Here is a 19530-nt window from a genome sequence, read left to right on the forward strand (position 1 = left end):
GCCTGTTCTGTCGACCACCTGTCAGACCAGCGGTGCCCGTTCGTCGCCCTTTCGCAAATGCGATAAAACCTTTCTCCGCGCCGTTCCCTCCATTGATTAACGCTCACAAAAAACCGCGTGGAGAAACACCAATGGACGGATTCAAACTGCGTCATCTCTTTCTGGCCGTTGCGTTGAGCACCGGCATGGGCTCGGCCTTCGCTGCCACCGACAATGACTTCGTCGACAACGCCGCTGCTGGCGGCATCGCCGAGATCGAAACCAGCCGCCTGGCGCTGGAGAAGAGCCAGTCGGCCGACATCAAGGCTTTCGCCAACATGATGATCACCGACCACGGCAAGGCCAACGATGAACTGGCCACCATCGCCAAGGCCCACGACATCGAAGTGCCGGACACCACCACGCTGGTCAAACAGGCCAAGGAAAAAATCCTCGAAGTCCGCGATGAATCCTTCGATGCGGCGTACGCCAACAATCAGGTCAAGGCCCACGAAGAAGCCATTCAACTGTTCGAGAAACAGGCCAACACCGTGACCGACGACAAGGTAAAAGGCGCCACCGAGCTCAAGGGCTTTGCGCAGAAAATGCTTCCGGGGCTGCAAAAACACCTGGCAGCCGCCAAGGAATTGCAGGCCAAACACCCGAGCAAATAGACGCAGCGCACCTCAAGAGGCCGCCTCCATTGGACGCGGCCTCTTTTTTTGGCCCACCGTTTTACGCAAAAAATCAGCGCCGCCAGCCATGACGACTAGAGTTACCGGTGCGTTTCTTGCGATAAATCAAAAATATCCCCGCGAGAACGAACAACTATTTGAAACGGCAAATGTCATTGACTTCGCGCCGGTCATTTTCCTCGCACCGGCCCCCCATTCGCGACGGAGCAAAACGCACATGGCAGCACTGCAGAACAGCACACTCGATGCGATGAAGAACAATCAGGCACAACTGCTGGGTGAATGGATTCAAGGGTTGGTCGATAGCGGTGCCACCCGCAATCTCAAGGAACTCGATGTACAGCAACAGACCAGCGAGTTTCTGCAACTGGTGGTCTCCGGGCTGGAAAACGAAAACGGCACAAACATCGCTGCGCCGGGCTGGGAAGCTACCCGCCAGTTCCTCGAAAAGCTCTCCCACAGCCGTGCCCTGCTCGGCCAGGATTCGCAGCAGACCGCCAGTTTCATCTTCGCCCTCAAAGGCCCGCTGTTCGCCTTGCTGCAAAGTCATTACCGGGAACAGCCGGCGCTGCTGGCCGAACAGCTCTGGGAAATCTCCGAACTGCTCGACGCCTTCGGCCTGCACACCATCCGCACGTTCCAGAAATCCCGTGAAGCGGTGATCAAGCGTCAGCAGGAAGAACTGCTGGAATTGTCCACGCCGGTGGTCAAGCTGTGGGACGGCGTGCTGGCCCTGCCAATGATCGGCACCCTCGACTCGCAACGCACGCAGGTCGTGATGGAATCCCTGCTGCAACGCATCGTCGACACCGGTTCGGAAATCGCCATCATCGACATCACCGGCGTGCCGACCGTCGACACCCTGGTGGCCCAGCACCTGCTGAAAACCGTGACCGCGATCCGCCTGATGGGCGCCGATTGCATCATCAGCGGCGTGCGTCCGCAGATCGCCCAGACCATTGTCCACCTCGGCCTCGACCTGCAAGGCGTGGTGACCAAGGCCAATCTGGCCGACGCATTGAAACTGGCCCTGACCCGTATCGGCGTCACACTGACCAAGACGGCCTGAGCCATGGAACGTATCCCGATTCTTCAGATGGGCGACTTCCTGCTGGTGACCATCCAGGTCGACATGCATGACCAGCTCGCCCTCACCCTCCAGGACGACCTGTCCGAGCGCATCAGCAAGACCTCGGCGCGCGGGGTGTTGATCGACATCTCCGCGCTGGACATGGTCGATTCGTTCATCGGCCGGATGATCGGCACCATTTCCGGCCTGTCTAAAATCATGGACGCCGAAATCATGCTGGTCGGCATGCAACCGGCGGTCGCAATCACGCTGGTCGAGCTCGGCCTGAACCTGCCGGGCGTCAGCACCGCGCTGAACGTCGAGCGCGGCATGAAACTGTTGCAGGAACGAGTACGCCAGCAATGACCGTGCGCAGCAGTGGTACACAACCGATCAAAATCGAGCAGGACGTGGTACTGGCCCGGCAACAGGCGCGCAAACTGGCTACCGAGTGCGGCATGCGCCTGATCGACCTGACCAAACTGGTGACCGCCGTCAGCGAGCTGGCGCGTAACACCATGGTCTACGGCGGTGGCGGTGACATGGACTGGCAGATCCTCGACGAAAATCACAAGGTTGGCCTGCGCCTGACCTTTCGCGACGAGGGACCGGGCATTGCCGACATAAAACTGGCGATGACCGATGGCTGGACCTCCGGCAGCGGCCTGGGCCTGGGCCTGACCGGGGCCAAACGGCTGGTGGACGAGTTCGAACTGGACACCGCGCCCGGCGAAGGCACTCGCATAACGATCACCCGATGGACATGAACATCAGCGGGAGTCTGACCCGAGTGCTGCCGATCGAGGACAGCAGCCAGATCGGCCATGCCCGGCGCACGGCGCAGCAACTCGCCGAGCAGCACGGTTTCGATGAGCGCGATGCCGGACGAGTCGCGCTGGTGGCCACGGAACTGGCGAGCAACGTGCTGAAACACGCGACGCACGGCGAATTGCACCTGCGCGTGTTGAAGCGCGTCGATGGTTTCGGCCTCGAAATGCTCGCGGTTGACCGTGCCGGTGGCTTCGACCTCGATGCATGCATGGCCGACGGTTTTTCCACGGGCGGCACGCAGGGAATCGGGCTCGGCGCGGTGTCGCGTCAGACCGAAGTCTTTGATGTCTACGCTGACGCCCGAGGCGCGGTGTTGCTGGCACGCCTGTATCCGCGCACCGACCGACAGGCAGATCTGCGCTTCGGCGTCAGTCAGCATTCACTGCACAACGACCCCGCGTGCGGTGATGTCTGGCATCTGGCGTTCAACGGGCCGGACATCAGCGCCCTGATCGTCGACGGTCTGGGCCATGGCGAAGACGCCGAGCGCGCCGGACGGGCCGGTGAGAAAGCCTTCGCCCTCACCCCATTCGCCGCCCCGGTGTTGCTGATGGAAGACCTGCACCGGGAAATGATCGGCACCCGTGGCGGCGCGGTGGCATTTGCGCAGTTTCATGGCGAACGAGACAGCCTGACCTATGCCGGTGTCGGCAACATCGGCGCCAGTCTGGTGACTGCTGACAAGTCCCGCGGACTGGCCTCGCATCCGGGGATCGTCGGCGGCCAATACCGAAAAGCCCAGCCCTTTGACTATGCTCACGTGAACGGACATCTATTGATCATGTACAGCGACGGCTTGCAGTCCCGTTGGAACCTTCAAGACTACCCCGGTCTGGTGCATCGCCATCCCGCCGTGATAGCCACCGTCCTGCACCGCGATTTCTGTCGCGGGCGCGACGATGTAACGGTGCTGGTCGTTGCCCTGGAGGCCGCCCATGGCTGAGTCCCCGACCTTGAGCAGCGCCGAGCAGGCGGCGCTGATCGCCCAGTTGCAGAGCGAAACCACCGCGTTGCGCGAAGAGCTCGACGAGACCAATCAGGGCGTGCTGGCCCTGTACGCGGAACTCGACACCCAGGCCGAACAACTGCGTCAGGCGTCCGACCTGAAAAGCCGCTTCCTGTCGTACATGAGCCACGAATTCCGCACCCCGCTGGGCTCGATCCTGAGTATCAACAGCCTGTTGGCCGACGAACTCGACGGCCCGCTCAGCCCCGAGCAGCACAAACAGGTGGCGTTCGTCAGCAGCGCCGCCCGAGAGCTCAGCGACATGGTCGACGACCTGCTCGATCTGGCAAAAATCGAGGCCGGGCGTATCACTATTTCCCCGGCGTGGTTCGACATGTTCGACCTGTTCGCAGCACTGCGGGGGATGTTCCGGCCGATTGTCGATGCCACGGCGGTGGACCTGATTTTCGAGGAGCCGGTCGGCCTGCCGCGTCTTTACACCGACGACAAGAAACTCGCGCAGATCCTGCGCAACTTCATTTCCAACTCGCTGAAGTTCACCACCCGTGGCGAAGTCCGGGTCTCGGCACGACTGGACGGTGCAGACAGGGTTCGCTTCGCTGTCAGCGACACAGGCATCGGCATCGCGCCTGAATTGCACGGCAAACTGTTCGAAGACTTTTCCCAGGTCGACTCGCCGTTGCAAAAGCGCCTGCGCGGCACCGGGCTCGGACTGTCGCTGTGCAAACGCTTCGCCGAGCTACTGAGCGGTGAAGTCGGCGTAGAAAGCGCTCCGGGCATCGGCTCGACCTTTTTTGTGATCATTCCGCTGGCGATTGCCCAGGAGAGCGTCGATGAAACGTGACATACGTCTGTTGATCGTCGATGACAACGTCGCCACCCGCTACGCGTTGCGCCGACGACTGGAGCGCCACGACTATGAGGTGCTGGAGGCCGGCACCGGCAGCGAAGGTTTGTCGCTGATCGGCAGTGAAAACCTGGATGCGTTGATTCTCGACGTCAACCTCCCGGACATGAGCGGCTTCGATATCGTCCGCGAATTGCGCTCCGACACAAGGACGGCCCTGCTTCCGGTGATTCATGTTTCGGCGGCCTCGATCCAGACCGGCGACATCATCACCGGCCTCGACGCCGGGGCCGATGCCTATCTGATTCATCCCGTGGACCCGGATGTGCTGCTGGCCACCCTGCGCACCTTGCTGCGTGTGCGTGACACCGAAAATGCGCTGCGAGAGAGCGAGGCACGTTTCCGCGAGATTTTCGTCAACGTCTCGGCGCCGATTGCAGTCGTCGACGCATCGCTCAAGGTCCACGAATGCAACCACGCCTTCTCCCAGCTGATCCAGGACAACCGCGACCCGCAGACCCTCAGCGAATGCTTTGCCGAGGATCAGAGCGCGATCCTCGACGAACTGCGCCTGCGGCTGGAGGACGGCGAACGCTGGAAAGGCACGCTGAACATGCGCGTGCAGGGCGAGATCCGCGAAACCGAGTGGCAGATTTCCCCCTACCGCACCCCGAAACTGAGCCTGGTGTTCGTCGAAGACGTCACCGAACACCGTCACCGCGAACGCTCGCACCTGGCGCGGCTGGACGACACCACCACGCAATTGGCCAAGGAAGTCGCCGACCGGGTCCGCGCCGAATCGCAGCTGCTGCAAGTACAGAAAATGGATGCGCTGGGCAAACTCACCGGCGGCATCGCCCATGACTTCAACAACCTGCTGACCGGGATCATCACCAGCCTTGAGCTGATTCAGAAACGCGTCGCCGATGCCCGTCTGGACAAAGTCCAGTTCTACACCGAAGCGGCGCTCAACTCCGCGACCAGTGCGGCGTCCCTCACCCATCGCCTGCTGGCCTTTGCCCGCCAGCAACCGCTCGACACCCGGCCGGTGGACATCAACGATCACGTGCGTTCGCTTGAAGAATTGCTGGTGCGCACCATCGGCGAACGCATCGCCCTCAAGCTTGAGCTGACCACTAAACCGGCCATCGCGCTGGTTGACCCGATCCAGCTGGAAAGCGCGGTGCTCAACCTGGTGATCAATGCCCGTGATGCGTTGCCGCAGGGCGGCAATATCTGGGTCAGTACCTACGCTGCGTACTCCCACGGCGATCCGAACCTCACCGATGGTTCCTACGTGGCGCTGTCGGTACGCGATGACGGTACCGGCATCGAGCACAGCGTCATCGACAAGGTGTTCGACCCGTTCTTCACCACCAAACCACTGGGCCAAGGCACCGGGCTGGGGTTATCGACGATCTACGGTTTCGCCCGTCAGTCCGGTGGCGATGCGCACATCCGCAGTGTGGCCCGACGCGGCACCGAAGTGACGATCATGTTGCCGGCCACCACTGATTCGACTTCTGTCGATGTGACACCGGCGGCGATTGATCCACGGGGCACCGAGCATGTGCTGATCGTCGAGGACATGGCCTCAGTCCGGATGTTCGTCACTGAAGTGCTGGAAGACGCCGGTTACCGCTGCACTCAGGCGGCCGATATCGAAACCGCGCTGGAGCGTTTGCAGAATGACCCGTCGATCAACCTGCTGCTGACCGATGTCGGCCTACCACGCATGACCGGCCGTGAACTGGCAGACGTTGCCCGGGGCTGGCGTGAAGGGCTACCGATCCTGTTCATGACCGGTTACGCGGAAACCGCGATCAATCGTCAGGTGTTTCTCGGTGCGGGCATGGAGATGCTGGTCAAACCGTTCCAGATCCGTGAGTTGCTGGACAAGGTACGGCGCACACTCGATGGCGCCTGACACTCCCCTGTGGGAGCGAGCTTGCTCGCGAAAACGGTGTGTCAGCCAAAAAGTTTCAATTTGACACACCTCCTTCGCGAGCAAGCTCGCTCCCACAAAAGTGAGTATTAGCTCAAGGCTCTTGTGAGAAACGGCGCAGTCCGGCTCTTCTTGCTCGCCGCGACTTTCTGCGGCGTCCCGGCCACGACAATCTTCCCGCCCTGATCCCCGGCGCCCGGACCGATGTCGATCACCCAGTCGCTCTGCGCCACAACGCGCATTTCATGCTCGACCACAATCACCGTGTGCCCAGCAGTCACCAGCGTATCCAGTTGTTCCAGCAAGCGGTCGACATCCCGCGGGTGCAGGCCGGTGGTGGGCTCATCCAGCACATACAAAGTAGCGCCACGCTGGTTGCGTTGCAGCTCGGTGGCCAGTTTGATCCGCTGGGCTTCGCCACCGGACAACTCGGTGGCCGGCTGCCCGAGTCGCAGGTAACCCAGGCCGATGTCGCGCAACACCTCCAGCGAACGGCGAATGCCCGGTTGTTCGGCAAATACCGTCACCGCGTCGTCCACGGTCAATTGCAGCACCTGGGCAATGCTCAGGTCTTGCCAGAGGATCGCCAGCGTTTCGGGGTTATATCGTGCACCGTGACAGGTCGGGCATGGCGCATAGACGCTGGGCATGAACAGCAACTCGACACTGACGAAGCCTTCGCCTTCACAAGTCTCGCAGCGACCCTTGGCGACGTTGAAGGAGAACTGCCCCGCGTCGTAGCCGGCAGCCTTGGCGTCGGCCGTCGCGGCGAACAGTTTGCGCACGTTGTCGAACAGCCCGGTGTAAGTCGCCAGGTTCGAACGCGGCGTGCGGCCGATGGGCTTCTGATCGACTTGCACAAGGCGCTTGATCGACTCCAGCCCGGCCGTGACCTGACCCGTGCTGGCCTGCGGGGTGTCGTCCTCCAGATTCAGCTCTTCAGGTTCCGCATCACTGACGCTGCGCCCCAATTGCGCACCCACCAGTTCCAGCAGTGCCTGGCTGACCAGACTCGATTTACCCGAGCCCGACACGCCGGTCACCGAGGTAAAGCAACCCAGAGGAAATTCAGCGCTGAGGTTGTTCAGATTATTGCGCGTGACGCCCTCGAGCTTCAGCCACCCAGAGGGTTTACGCGCAAGCCGTGTTGGCCGTTGGTGTTCGGAAAACAGATAGGCGCGGGTTTGCGAATGTTCAATGGTGGCCAGCCCCGATGGCGGGCCGCTGTAGAGAATCTGCCCGCCCTTCTCGCCCGCTGCCGGGCCGACGTCGATCAGCCAGTCAGCGTTGCGCATGGTGTCCAGATCATGCTCGACCACAAACACGCTGTTGCCGTCAGCTTTGAGTCGCTGCAAGGCATCGAACAGTGCCTCGCCGTCAGCCGGATGCAAACCGGCGGAGGGCTCGTCCAGCACATAAATCACACCGAACAACTGCGAGCCTAATTGCGTGGCCAGTCGCAGGCGCTGCAACTCGCCGGACGACAGGGTTGGCGTGCTGCGCTCCAGTGCCAGATAGCCAAGACCCAGGTCGGTCAGGGTGCTGACTCGCTCCAGCAAATCTTCGGCAATGCGTTGCGCCGCCAGACGTTTTTCCAGTGAAAGGTTCGGTGTGTGGCGCACGTCCGGCGCGTTGGCGTGGCCACTGGCACCGTGAGCCACCCGTTGCTGGCGGGCGTCGCGGGTCTGGGCGTGGCTCAGGGTTTCACCGGTTTCCCCGGGGTGTTCCAGCCAGCTCGCAGCGGCCACCGGTTTCAATACCTCGGCCAGTTTGAGCAACGGCATCTGCGCCAGCTCACCAATGTCATAGCCTGCGAAAGTCACCGACAACGCTTCGCGCTTGAGGCGTTTGCCATCGCACAGCGGGCATGGGCTGCCGATCATGAATTGCGAAACACGCTTTTTCATCAGCGCGCTTTGTGAATGGGTGAAGGTGTGCAGGATGTAGCGCCGGGCGCCGGTGAACGTGCCCTGATAGCTCGGCTCCATCTTGCGCTTGAGCGCGACCCGGGTTTCCTCCGGCGTCAGCCCGGCGTACACCGGAACCGTCGGTGTTTCCTCGGTGAAGAGGATCCAGTCGCGCTGTTTTTTCGGCAGTTTGCGCCATGGAATATCGACGTCGATGCCCATGGTGACGAGGATGTCGCGCAGGTTCTGTCCCTGCCACGCGAGCGGCCAGGAGGCCACGGCGCGTTGGCGGATGGTCAGCTCCGGATCGGGCACCATCAACGCTTCGGTCACTTCATAGACTCGCCCCAGACCATGGCACTCCGGGCAGGCACCTTGCGGCGTATTCGGCGAGAAATCCTCGGCGTACAGCATCGGCTGGCCTGGCGGGTAACTCCCGGCGCGGGAATACAGCATGCGGATCAGGCTCGACAGCGTGGTCACACTGCCCACCGACGAGCGCGTACTCGGCGTGCCACGTTGCTGTTGCAGGGCCACGGCCGGCGGCAGTCCATCGATGGAGTCGACATCCGGCACGCCGACCTGATCGATCAAACGCCGCGCGTAAGGCGCCACCGATTCGAAATAGCGTCGTTGGGCTTCGGCGTACAGCGTCGAAAACGCCAGCGACGACTTGCCCGACCCCGACACGCCGGTGAACACCACCAGCGCATCACGGGGAATATCGACATCAACGTTCTTGAGGTTGTGTTCACGGGCGCCGCGTACGCGAACCATGCCGGCGGCGGAATTGGAGCTGCGCTTGGAGGTCATTGGCCAGCCTTGGTCAAGGGATTCGAAGCTCAGGCACTGAGCACGGAGCGGATCATCTGCAACAGCGCTTCGGGGCCGTAAGGCTTGCCGAGCAAATGGGTATCGGGGCTGAGCTGATGGTTGCGCGAGATGATGTCGCGCGTGTGCCCGGAGGTGAACAACACTGCAACTGGTGGCATTTGCACCTTGGCCCATGCCGCCAGATCGGAGCTCTTGATCAGGCCGGGCATGACCACGTCGGTGAAGATCAGGTCGACCCGGGCGCCTTCCATCAACATCTGCATGGCCGCATCGCCATTGCCGGCGATCAGCACACGATAGCCTTCTTCGCGCAACAGCTCGACAGCCGAGGTGCGCACTGCTTCGTTGTCTTCGACAACCAGGATCGTCTCGTGACCACCGGCCTGATGTTTTTCCAGCGTTGGCACGACACCCCCCAACGGCCGCAGGCTGCGCGGGAAGAACAACTGCACCCGCGTGCCTTCGCCGATCCGGCTGTCGATCTCGACATGCCCGCCGCTCTGTTTGACGAAGCCGAACACCATGCTCAAGCCCAGGCCCGTGCCCTGGCCGTCAGCCTTGGTAGTGAAGAACGGTTCGAACACTTGCTCGAGCATGTGCGGGGCGATGCCCACACCACTGTCACCGACCGACACTCGGACGAAATCCCCCGGCACGATGCCCTTGCCCGAACAGAACTCCCGGTCCAGTGAAAGATTGGAGGCGCCGAGCACAATAGTGCCCTCGCCCTTCATCGCATCCCGGGCATTGATGGCCAGATTGAGAATGGCGTTTTCCAGTTGATTGCGATCGACATTGATGTGCCAAGGTTCGTTCGGCACCTGCACGTCGATCTGAATGGTTTCGCCCAGCGCACGTTGCAGCAATTCGCCGACGCCGTCGAAGATCTGCCGTGGATTGCACACCGCTGGCGACAGCGGCTGACGCCGGGCAAACGCGAGCAGTTGCGAGGACAGCTTGGCACCGCGCTCCACCGCCGCCAGCGAGGCACTGACCCGGCGCTGCACATTGGCATTGTCCGGTTCGTGCCGGGCCAGCAGGTGCAGGTTGCCGGCGATCACTTGCAGCAGGTTGTTGAAGTCGTGGGCCACGCCGCCAGTGAGGCCGCCGATGGCTTCGAGTTTCTGCGACTGACGCAGTTGCTCTTCGGCATTCAGGCGCGCCTCGACCTCATCGGCTACTCGCTGTTCGAGATTGCGGGTGAATTTGAGCAGGGACTCTTCAGCGGTCTTGCGTTCATGGATGTCAATCAGCACGCCGGGAAAACGAAACGGCTGGCCTTGCTCGTCGAACTCGCAGCAACCGCTGGCCAGCACCCAGAGGAAGCTGCCATCGGCGCGTATCACGCGATATTCGGCGTTGTAGGGCTCGCCGGTGCGCACCGAATTATCGACGCATTCCTGCACCCAACTACGATCATCGGGATGAATGTGCGCTTGGGCAATGTGCTGCGGCAGGTTGGTCAGGTCCTGATCCAGCGGGAAGGAAAACGTACGGGCAAATCGCTCATCGGCGGACAGCACGTTGTTTTTCACATCCCACACGAACGAGCCCAGTAACGCCCCCGCGTTCAGCGCCAGACGCACCCGTTCATTGTCGGCGCGGTAGGCGTCTTCGGCAGCCTGACGCAGGCGTTCTGACTGCACCAGCTCGGTGGTTTCCACCACCATCGCTATCACGCCCGAAGGCACCCCGGCATCGTTGGCCACCGGGCTGTAATAAAGATCCAGCCAGACATCCTCGGGCACGCCATCACGCAACAGCACCAGGACTTTGTTGCGATATTCCAGGGTGCCCCCCGCCAGACAGGTGTCGACCACATGCCGGTTGAACTCGGCGACCTCCGGCCAGCCCAGCTCGACGGGCACACCCAACAGATACGGATGGCGTCCGCCGGCAAATCTGGAATAGGCGTCGTTGTAAATCATGTAACCGGCCTGGCCCCAGAGCATGACCATCGGCAACGGCGAAGCGAGCATCAGTTGCACTGTGCTGCACAGACTGGCGGGCCAGGCTTGGAGGGGGCCAAGGTCGGTCCCGCTCCAGTCGAACGCACGGATACGTCCGGCCATCTCGCCTTTCCAGCCGTCACACCCATGGCTATCGGATAAAAACTGCATCGACTGGTTGAACGCCTTGTGGTTGCCCGTTGAATTGCTCTGCGCGGCAGGCCGCACCCGTCTGTTTCGAGCCCTGGCTACGCCAATGGTTTCATTTGAGGTATAGCCGATTTCATTCGCGGGCGGCCGTCAAACCTCAATCAGGTGTTTGAGCGGGTGGTAGCCGGTCTTGAGCTTGGCAGCGACGTCGAGGATCGCCTTCTGGATACCGTCCAGATGCATGCAGGTCAACTCGATCGCCGCGCTCTGGTTGCCGGCCTCGATGTATTCGATCAGCCGCAAGTGCTCATCGTCGCGGCAGGCTTCATGGCTGTCGTCATCCAGCGCGGCGGCGTACAGCGAGGCGCGGGAAATCAGTTTCTGGAACCAGTCGAGCAGCACCGGGTTGTTCAGGCTGCGGGCCAGTTTGATGTGGAACTCGCCGAGCAGGTGGATCAGACGCTCATGATCTCCGGCCTGGTGGGCTTCGTCTTCGAGCAGCAGGTGATCACGCAGATCCTGCATCGCCGCCGTGTCCTTGCGCCGGCACAGTTCAGTGACGATGCCGATCTCGATCAGGCGCCGGGTTTCGAACAGCGAACGGATTTCCTCATCGCTGGGCAGCGACACCGACGCACCTTTATTGGGCTCGGTGGTGACCAGTCCGTCGGCCTCCAGTTGCTTGAGCGCGGCACGAACCGACGTGCGGCTGACATTGAACAATTCCGCCAGCGACGCCTCGCCCAGCTTCATGCCCGGACGCAGCGAACGCTTGCTGATCGCCTCGTAAACCCCTTGGTAGACGCGGTCGACCGTGGTTTCCGGTTTCTTCTCGGTCATTCGAAAACTCCTTCAGTGCTGGCAACACTCCCCGGCATTAGCGACAGCAGGGGGAATAAGGGGGTTGCACGAGCAGATTAATCCGGGTATTTCTAAATTGCATTCAGATATTGCATACAATAATTAGAGGATTGCACCATTATGGGCCAACCAATAGCCATTGAAGTGCGTAACGTATCCAAGCGGTATTCTGATGATCCTGGCTTGGCGCCAGCCCTTGACAACGTGTCGGTGAACATCGCCGACAACGAGTTCTTCACCCTGCTCGGCCCTTCGGGCTGCGGCAAGACCACCCTGCTGCGCACCATCGCCGGTTTCGAACACGTCAGCGACGGCGAGATCCGTCTGGCGGGCGAAACGGTCAATCACCTGCCACCGTTCAAGCGTCGGGTCAACACGGTGTTCCAGAGTTACGCGCTGTTTCCGCACATGAGTGTCGCGCAGAATATCGCCTTCGGGCTCGAGATGCAGGGTCTTGATCGCAAGACGATTCCAGGACGGGTCGACGAGATGCTCGCGCTGGTGCAGATGGAGCACCTGGCCGGGCGCAAACCGGCGGAATTGTCCGGCGGCCAGCAGCAGCGCGTGGCTCTGGCCCGGGCCCTGGCGCCGAAGCCCAAAGTGCTGTTGCTGGATGAGCCGCTGTCGGCGCTGGACCTGAAGCTGCGCAAGGAAATGCAGGTCGAACTCAAGCGAGTGCAGCAGGAAGCCGGCATTACTTTCATCTTCGTCACCCACGATCAGGAAGAAGCCCTGACCCTGTCCGACCGGATCGCGGTGATGTCCGCCGGCAAGATCCTGCAGATCGGCACCCCGACCGATATCTATGAACGTCCGCAGCATCGTTTCGTCGCCCAGTTCATCGGCGATATCAATTTCCTCCCCGGTCAGCTCAAGCGCGGCGAGCACAACGAAAACATCTTCGTGCCCAACGGCATGCCGGTGGAAATCCCCTGTCCGCCCCAAGGCGTCAATGGCAGCAGCGTGCAACTGGCGTTTCGTCCCGAGCGTTCGCAACTGGTCGCGGCGGATCAGCCCCATCATCTGCGCGGGGTGATCGAGGCCGTGCTGTATGTGGGCACCGCGACGCTGTATCAGTGCCGTTTGAACAACGACATCAAAGTCATGCTGCGGGAAAACAACGAAGGCCTGAACCGTGGTCGCGCGGTCGGCGAGCGCGTGGCGGTACACCTGCCGCCCCAGGCCTGCCTGCTGATGGAGGCCTGAGATGAGCGTCAGCAGCACTTCCCCCTCCCTCAACCGTGCGCTGTTGCTCAGCCCGGTGGTGTTGACCCTGCTCGCCCTGATCGCCATTCCGCTGGGGATCATGGGCTACATCAGCCTGCTGCCGCGCAACACTTACGGCGGTGTCGACTGGCAGGCCCAATGGCAACTGCAGAGCTACGTTCAGCTGTTTTTCCAGGAAGGTTTCGACGGTGAACTGGAGCTGAACTGGGTCTACGCCCAAGCGCTGTTGCGCTCGGTGTTCCAGGCCGGCGGCACCACCGTGCTGTGCTTTCTGTTCGGGTTTCCGGTGGCGTTGTGGATGTCGAGCCTGACCCCGCGCCGACGCAACCTGATGGTGTTGCTCATCACCATTCCGTTCTGGACCAACCTGCTGATCCGCAACTACGCGTGGCTGATCATCCTGCGCGAACAGGGCTGGGTCGCCCAAAGCCTTAACGCGCTGTTCCCGAGTGCCGGCGGCATCACCCTGCTCTACAACGACTTCGCCGTCAGCGTCGGTCTGGTCTACAGCTTCCTGCCGTTCATGATTCTGCCGATCTACTCGACCCTGGAAAAACTCGACTGGCGTCTAGTGGAAGCCGCCTATGACCTGGGCGCCAACCGCTGGCACGCGCTGCGCCGGATCATCCTGCCGCTGTCGATGCCCGGCGTGATTGCCGGCGCGTTGCTGGTGTTCGTGCCGAGCCTCGGCGCCTTCATCACCCCGGCGATTCTCGGCGGCGGCAAGACCCTGATGATCGGCAACCTGATCCAGCAACAGTTCGGCACCGCGCGCAACTGGCCGCTGGGCAGTTCGCTGTCGTTCCTGCTGCTGGGGATTCTGCTGTTGTCGCTGGTGCTCTACGCCCTCTACAGCCGCAGCGCGGCGAAAACCCTGAACCGGGGAGCGAAAGCATGATCTCTCTGCACCTGAAAAAACTCCCGGCGACCCGGGAAATCAGCCTGCTGATCCTCGCCTATCTGTACGTGCCGATCCTGGTGTTGATCGCCTACAGCTTCAACGCCAACCGCTCGGCGACGGTGTGGACCGAGTTCTCGTTCGCCTGGTACGGGCGGATCCTGGCCAACCCGTCGATCCAGACGGCGGCGCTGAACTCGATCATCGTCGCGACCATCGCCACGGTGTGCGCCACGGCCATCGCATTGCTCGCGGCGCTGGCAACTTACCGGCCGTTCTACGGACAGAAAATGGTCGAAGGCGGGATCAACCTGCCGCTGATCCTGCCGGAGATCGTCACCGCCGTGGCCACCCTGCTGCTGTTCATGGCGCTGGGGATCAAGCTCGGACTGATGACGGTGATCGTCGCGCACATCGGCTTCTGCATTCCGTTCGCCTACCTGCCGATCCGCGCACGCCTGAACGATCTGGACAAGAGCCTGCTGGAGGCCGCCAACGATCTGTACGCCAACCCGTGGCAAGTGTTCCGCCGCGTGACCTTGCCGCTGTTGTGGCCGGCGGTGTTGTCCGGTTCGGTGCTGGCGTTCGTGGTCAGCCTCGACGATTTCATCATGACCTTCTTTGTCGCCGGCCCCGGTTCGACCACGTTGCCGGTGTACATCTTCTCGGCAATCAAGGCCGGCGTGACGCCGGAGATCAACGCGATCTCGACCCTGATGCTGGTGATTTCCATCGTGCTCGTGGTGCTGGCCTTCTGGCTTGGCCAACGCGGCAAACAACAATAAACCTGGAGCGCTCTGTTCATGAAAACCAAAAGCATGCGTTTGGCTATTTCCGGTCTGGCCCTGAGTTGTTTCACCGCGTTCAGCGCCCACGCCGCCGAGCCCAAGGAATTGTTCTTCTACAACTGGACCGATTACTACCCGGTGGACCTGCTGGCCAAGTTCGAAAAGGAGACCGGGATCAAGGTCACCATGGACGGCTATGACAGCAACGAAACCCTGCTCGCCAAGTTGCAGGCCGGCGGCGCGGCGTATGACGTGATCGTGCCGTCGCAGTCGATCATGCAGACGCTGATCAAGCAGGACCTGCTGCTGGAAATCGACGCCCCGACCCTGAACAACTTCCAGTACGTCAAAGGCCCGTTCCGCGACCCGAGCTTCGATCCGGGCCGCAAGTTCTCGGCGCCGTACCTGTGGGGCACCACCGGTTTTTCCTATGACAGCGCCCGGGTACCGGGCGGCAAACTCGATGATTCGTGGAAAGAGTTCTTCGAACCGCGCAAGGAGCTGCAAGGCCAGCTCGCCGCCCTCGACACCTCCAGCAGCGTGATCAACGCCGCCAGCCATTACCTGAACGTCGACGAATGCACGGAAAACCCGCAGGACGCCAAGCGCATCCTCGAGCTGCTGCAAAAGCAGAAACCGTTTTTGAAGATGTACAGCTCCGACAACACCGTCGACCGCATGGCCTCGGGCGAAGTGATCATGATGCAGAACTGGAACGGCTCGACAGCGCGAGCCACCTTGCAGAAGAGCACCATCAAGTACGTGTACCCGAAAGAAGGCCTGGCGATGTTCCAGGACAACTTCGCCGTACCGAAGAGCGCGCCGCATCCGGGCAACGCGAAAATCTTTATCGACTGGATGATGAAACCCGAGAACGCGGCGGCCGTGTCCAACGCGATTGCCTATGCCAACGGGATTCAGAGCGATCAGTTGCTGGATGCGAAATGGAAGGTCATGGACGCGATCAACATGCCCGAGGAATACGCCTCGCGGCTGCGGCCGGAGAAGGAATGCAGCAACAAGGCGCGGGAGCTGCAGGATCGGATCTGGTCGAAGCTTAAGGGCTGATCGCCTGACTTGAGACCGCGTCGCGGCCATCGCGAGCAAGCTCGCTCCCACATTGGATCTGTGATCGACACCCATACCCTGTGGGAGCGAGCTTGCTCGCGAAGAGGCTAGCCAAGGCAACACAAAATCAAAGATCTGAATGAGGTTTGTATGTCCCACCCCCGCTGGCTTAGAAACATCCGCCCCTACGGCGCTTCCGCCGAAGACCTGCTGATCGAAAACGGCAAGTTCACCCAACGCCGCTTAGCCTCCAGCACCCCGCTGGCCGCCACCGACATCGACGGCCAGAACCAGCTCCTGACCGCCCCGCTGGTGGAAAGCCACGTCCACCTCGACAAGACCCTGTACGGCCAACCCTGGCGCCCAAACAGCGCCGGCCCGACGCTCAAGGATTACATCAGCAACGAGCGCCGCGTCCTGCGTGAAGTCAAAGCGCCGATCGCCGAACGCGCCGGCGCCCTGCTGGAAAACTGCATCGCCCGGGGTTCGCTGATAATGCGCTGCCACGTGGACATTGACCCGGAATTCGGCCTGCGTCACGTCGAGGCCATGCAGCAACTGCGCGAGCGCTATAACGACCTGATCGACCTGCAACTGGTGGTGTTCCCGCAAACCGGCCTGATCAGCCGCCCCGGCACCGCCGAACTGATGCGCGAAGCCATGGCCCTGGGCGTGGAAAACGTCGGCGGGCTAGACCCCTGCGGCATCGACAATGACCCGATCGCGCAACTGGACTTCGTGTTCAAACTGGCCAGTGAATTCCAGCGCGGCGTCGATATTCACCTGCATGACAAAGGTGAACTGGGTCTGTGGCAGATCGCCCGGATCGCCGATTACACCGAGCGTTTCAACCTGCAGAACCGGGTGATGATCAGCCACGCCTATTGCCTCGGCATGCTGCCGTGGAGTCAGGTCAAACCGGTCGCCGAACGCCTCGCGGCGCTGGGCATTTCGCTGATGAGTTCGGCGCCGGCCGACTGCGCGGTTCCGCCGTTTCTGGCGCTGCGTGAGACCGGCGTCAACGTGTGCCTCGGTTCCGACGGCATCCGCGATGCGTGGTCGCCGATGGGCAATGGCGACATGCTCGAACGGGCGATGCTGCTGGCGTTCCGTTTCGACCTGGGCAAGGACGAAGAACTGGCAGCGGCATTCGACGCGGCGACGGTCAACGGCGCGCGCGCATTGGGAATGACGGATTACGGTTTCGGTATCGGCCGGTCCGCGGATTTTCTGCTGATGCCGGTCGAAACCCTCGGAGAAGCCGTGGTAGCGCGCCCCGTGCGTCAGGTCTATCGCGGCGGCGAACTGATCGCCAGCGGCGGTCGCTTGCTGGGCAGCCGTCTGTGAAACGGATCGGCCTGAAGGCCGGTTGCGTGGTCGGCTTCGACGGCACGCGACATGTGCTGTGGCGCGACGGCGAAGTGGTGTTCGCCGGTTCACGGATCGAGTTTGTCGGACGCGGTTACCAAGGGCCGGTGGATCAGTGGATCGACTACGGCAATGCGCTGATCGGCCCCGGTTTTATCGATCTCGACGCCCTCGGCGATCTCGATTCCACCGTGCTGACCCTGGACAACGGCGACGAGCGCGCCATGGGCCGGATGTGGTCGGCGGAATATCTGGCGGCCGGCCCGCGTGAGTCGTTCAACCCGGAAGAAGAAGTCTTCAAATATCGCTACGCCTTCACCCAGTTGATCCGCAACGGCATCACCACGGCGATGCCGATCACCTCGATGTATTACCGAGAATGGGCGGAGACCTACGACGAATTTGCGGCCGTCGCCGATGTTGCCGGCGCGCTAGGACTACGTACCTATCTCGGCCCGTGTTACATGAGCGGCATGAGTTACTGGCGCAGCAATGGCAGTCTCGCCCATCACTGGGATGAAGGCCGGGGCCTGGCCGGACTCGATGCCGCTGAACGTTTTTTCAAGGATTTCGATGGCGCGCACGCCGGGTTGATTCGCGGTGCACTGCTGCCGGATCGCATCCAGACCTGCACCCCGGCGTTGTTGTTACGCACTGCTGCTCTCAGTCACGAACTGAACGCACCGATGCGCCTGCATTGTTGCCAGGCCCTCGGCGAGGTCGCGATGGTCGAACAATTGCGCGGCACCTCGCCCCTGGGCTGGTTGCAGCGACTCGATCTGCTTACCCCGCGCAGCCTGTTGCCCCACGGCATCTACACCTCGGGGGACGACGATCTGCAACGGGTCATCGACGGCGGCGCGAGCCTGGTGCACTGCCCGCTGGTGTTCGCCCGCGATGGCGAGGCACTGAATTCGTTCGGCCGCTATCGCGCCAAAGGCATCAACTTCGCCCTCGGCACCGACACCTGGCCGGCGGACCTGCTGGAAAACATGCGCCACGGTCTGAACATCGCCCGCTTGATGGAGGGCGGCTCGGCACTGACCAGCAGCCTCGATATGTACAACGCCGCCACCCTCGGCGGCGCCAAGGCGTTAGGCCGTGACGATCTCGGTCGCCTGGCCCCCGGCGCCAAGGCTGATATCACTGTGTTCAGCCTGCGCGGCCTGCACCTGGGCCCACTGTTCGATCCGCTGAAAAACCTGTTGCTGGCCGGGCGCGGCGACGATTGCATCGCCAGTTACATCGACGGTCGCTGCGTGATGCACGACGGTCAGGTCAACGGCGTCGACTACCCGGGCCTGCAACGTCGGGCCCAACGCCAATACGAAAAACTGATGCGCAGCCACAGCGACCGGGCTTTTGGCCGACCGGACTGGAAAACCCTGTTCCAGCCGGCCATTCCGTTCGCCGACGACTACAGCGCCGAGGCGCCGTTGAGCGCCATCGATCCACTTCTTTAGAGAACACTGCCATGCACAGCTTCGATTTCAGCCAACTGAGTCCACGGGAAAAGTACAAGATTCTGATCGGCAGCGTGGTGCCGCGCCCGATTGCACTGGTCACCACCATCGATGCCGAAGGCCGGGTCAACGCCGCGCCGTTCAGCTTCTTCAATGCGCTGTCGGCGGACCCGCCCATTCTCGCGCTTGGCGTCGAGAACTATGGCGACCAGAGCCCGAAGGACACCACGCGCAATATCCAGATGAATCAGGAATTCACCGTCAACATTGTCAGCGACGCACTGGTAGAAGCCATGAACGTCTGCGCGGTGCCTTTCGCGCCGGGCTTCGATGAGCTGACCGCAGCCGGCCTGACAGCCATCCCCGGCACCTCGGTCAAATGCCCGCGAATCGGCGAAGCACCGGTAGCGCTGGAGTGTCGGCGGATGATGGCGCTAAACATCGGTCAGTCGCGGGAGATCATTTTTGGCGAGGTGTTGATGGCGCATGTGCGCGACGAATTGATCGACCCGAAAACCCTGTACATCGATCAATTGGGGCTGGATGCGATCGGGCGCATGGGCGGGCATGGTTATGCGCGGACCCGGGATTACTTCGATTTGCCGACCCGCTCGTTGCAAGCGTGGACGGAGGCACCGGGGGGTGGCGAGCGGTTCTGGCCTTCAGCCAAATAAATCAGCGGAT

17 protein-coding genes are annotated in these 19530 nt (G+C 61.8%); 14 read left to right on the top strand and 3 right to left on the bottom strand.

Going from position 1 to position 19530, the window contains the following annotated elements:
• Positions 1–131 precede the first annotated feature (131 nt).
• The 7 genes from N8H71_RS05925 to N8H71_RS05955 all read left to right on the top strand — a co-directional run bounded on the left by N8H71_RS05925 (position 132) and on the right by N8H71_RS05955 (position 6315).
• On the top strand, positions 132–653 hold the full coding sequence (locus N8H71_RS05925) for a DUF4142 domain-containing protein (protein WP_262193267.1): 522 nt from the start codon (positions 132–134) through the stop codon (positions 651–653).
• Between the two features lie 238 nt (positions 654–891).
• Positions 892–1743 carry an STAS domain-containing protein gene (locus N8H71_RS05930; RefSeq protein WP_262193268.1) on the top strand — a complete coding sequence of 284 codons (852 nt, stop codon included), beginning with the start codon at positions 892–894 and terminating at the stop codon, positions 1741–1743.
• Between the two features lie 3 nt (positions 1744–1746).
• On the top strand, positions 1747–2109 hold the full coding sequence (locus tag N8H71_RS05935; RefSeq protein ID WP_262193269.1) for an STAS domain-containing protein: 363 nt from the start codon (positions 1747–1749) through the stop codon (positions 2107–2109).
• The gene (locus N8H71_RS05940) at positions 2106–2510 is read left to right on the top strand and encodes an anti-sigma regulatory factor (protein WP_262193270.1); all 405 of its coding nucleotides are present in this window, start codon (positions 2106–2108) and stop codon (positions 2508–2510) included. Before N8H71_RS05935 ends, N8H71_RS05940 begins: the two co-directional genes overlap by 4 nt.
• Positions 2507–3517, top strand: coding sequence for an ATP-binding protein (locus N8H71_RS05945; protein WP_262193486.1), 1011 nt, complete (start codon positions 2507–2509; stop codon positions 3515–3517). The genes N8H71_RS05940 and N8H71_RS05945 overlap by 4 nt, the downstream gene beginning before the upstream one ends.
• A complete protein-coding gene (locus N8H71_RS05950) occupies positions 3510–4385 on the top strand; it encodes a sensor histidine kinase (RefSeq protein ID WP_262193271.1) in 876 nt (291 codons plus the stop codon). The genes N8H71_RS05945 and N8H71_RS05950 overlap by 8 nt, the downstream gene beginning before the upstream one ends.
• Complete coding sequence (locus N8H71_RS05955; RefSeq protein ID WP_262193272.1) at positions 4375–6315, top strand: response regulator; 1941 nt, start codon at positions 4375–4377, stop codon at positions 6313–6315. The genes N8H71_RS05950 and N8H71_RS05955 overlap by 11 nt, the downstream gene beginning before the upstream one ends.
• A 107-nt stretch (positions 6316–6422) precedes the next feature.
• Here the strand turns inward: N8H71_RS05955 and N8H71_RS05960 are convergent, their stop codons facing one another.
• The 3 genes from N8H71_RS05960 to N8H71_RS05970 form a co-directional block, all read right to left on the bottom strand.
• Positions 6423–9053 carry an excinuclease ABC subunit UvrA gene (locus tag N8H71_RS05960; protein WP_262193273.1) on the bottom strand — a complete coding sequence of 877 codons (2631 nt, stop codon included), beginning with the start codon at positions 9051–9053 and terminating at the stop codon, positions 6423–6425.
• A gap of 29 nt (positions 9054–9082) precedes the next feature.
• Positions 9083–11194 (bottom strand): ATP-binding protein, encoded by a 2112-nt coding sequence (locus N8H71_RS05965; protein WP_262193274.1) that lies wholly within the window; start codon positions 11192–11194, stop codon positions 9083–9085.
• A gap of 129 nt (positions 11195–11323) precedes the next feature.
• Entirely contained in the window at positions 11324–12013 is a 690-nt protein-coding gene (locus tag N8H71_RS05970; RefSeq protein ID WP_262193275.1) for a GntR family transcriptional regulator, read from the bottom strand.
• Positions 12014–12154: 141 nt separating this feature from the next.
• Between N8H71_RS05970 and N8H71_RS05975 the strand changes: the two genes are divergently transcribed.
• From N8H71_RS05975 to N8H71_RS06005, 7 genes are all read left to right on the top strand, one after another.
• Positions 12155–13240 (top strand): ABC transporter ATP-binding protein, encoded by a 1086-nt coding sequence (locus tag N8H71_RS05975; protein WP_230731222.1) that lies wholly within the window; start codon positions 12155–12157, stop codon positions 13238–13240.
• Between the two features lies 1 nt (position 13241).
• Positions 13242–14159 (top strand): ABC transporter permease, encoded by a 918-nt coding sequence (locus N8H71_RS05980; protein ID WP_007959454.1) that lies wholly within the window; start codon positions 13242–13244, stop codon positions 14157–14159.
• Positions 14156–14944, top strand: a complete 789-nt coding sequence (locus N8H71_RS05985) for an ABC transporter permease (protein WP_064597101.1) — start codon at positions 14156–14158, stop codon at positions 14942–14944. Before N8H71_RS05980 ends, N8H71_RS05985 begins: the two co-directional genes overlap by 4 nt.
• A gap of 18 nt (positions 14945–14962) precedes the next feature.
• Positions 14963–16015, top strand: a complete 1053-nt coding sequence (locus N8H71_RS05990; RefSeq protein WP_127798350.1) for an extracellular solute-binding protein — start codon at positions 14963–14965, stop codon at positions 16013–16015.
• 150 nt (positions 16016–16165) lie between these two features.
• A complete protein-coding gene (locus tag N8H71_RS05995) occupies positions 16166–17362 on the top strand; it encodes an amidohydrolase family protein (RefSeq protein WP_262193276.1) in 1197 nt (398 codons plus the stop codon).
• Complete coding sequence (locus tag N8H71_RS06000) at positions 17359–18846, top strand: amidohydrolase family protein (RefSeq protein ID WP_262193277.1); 1488 nt, start codon at positions 17359–17361, stop codon at positions 18844–18846. Before N8H71_RS05995 ends, N8H71_RS06000 begins: the two co-directional genes overlap by 4 nt.
• Positions 18847–18857: 11 nt before the next feature.
• Positions 18858–19520: a flavin reductase family protein gene (locus N8H71_RS06005; RefSeq protein ID WP_262193278.1), complete on the top strand. Its 663-nt coding sequence runs from the start codon at positions 18858–18860 to the stop codon at positions 19518–19520.
• Positions 19521–19530 lie beyond the last annotated feature (10 nt).

Origin of the sequence: Pseudomonas koreensis, from assembly GCF_025447595.1 — a bacterium.
Taxonomy (GTDB): Bacteria; Pseudomonadota; Gammaproteobacteria; order Pseudomonadales; family Pseudomonadaceae; genus Aquipseudomonas; species Aquipseudomonas koreensis_H.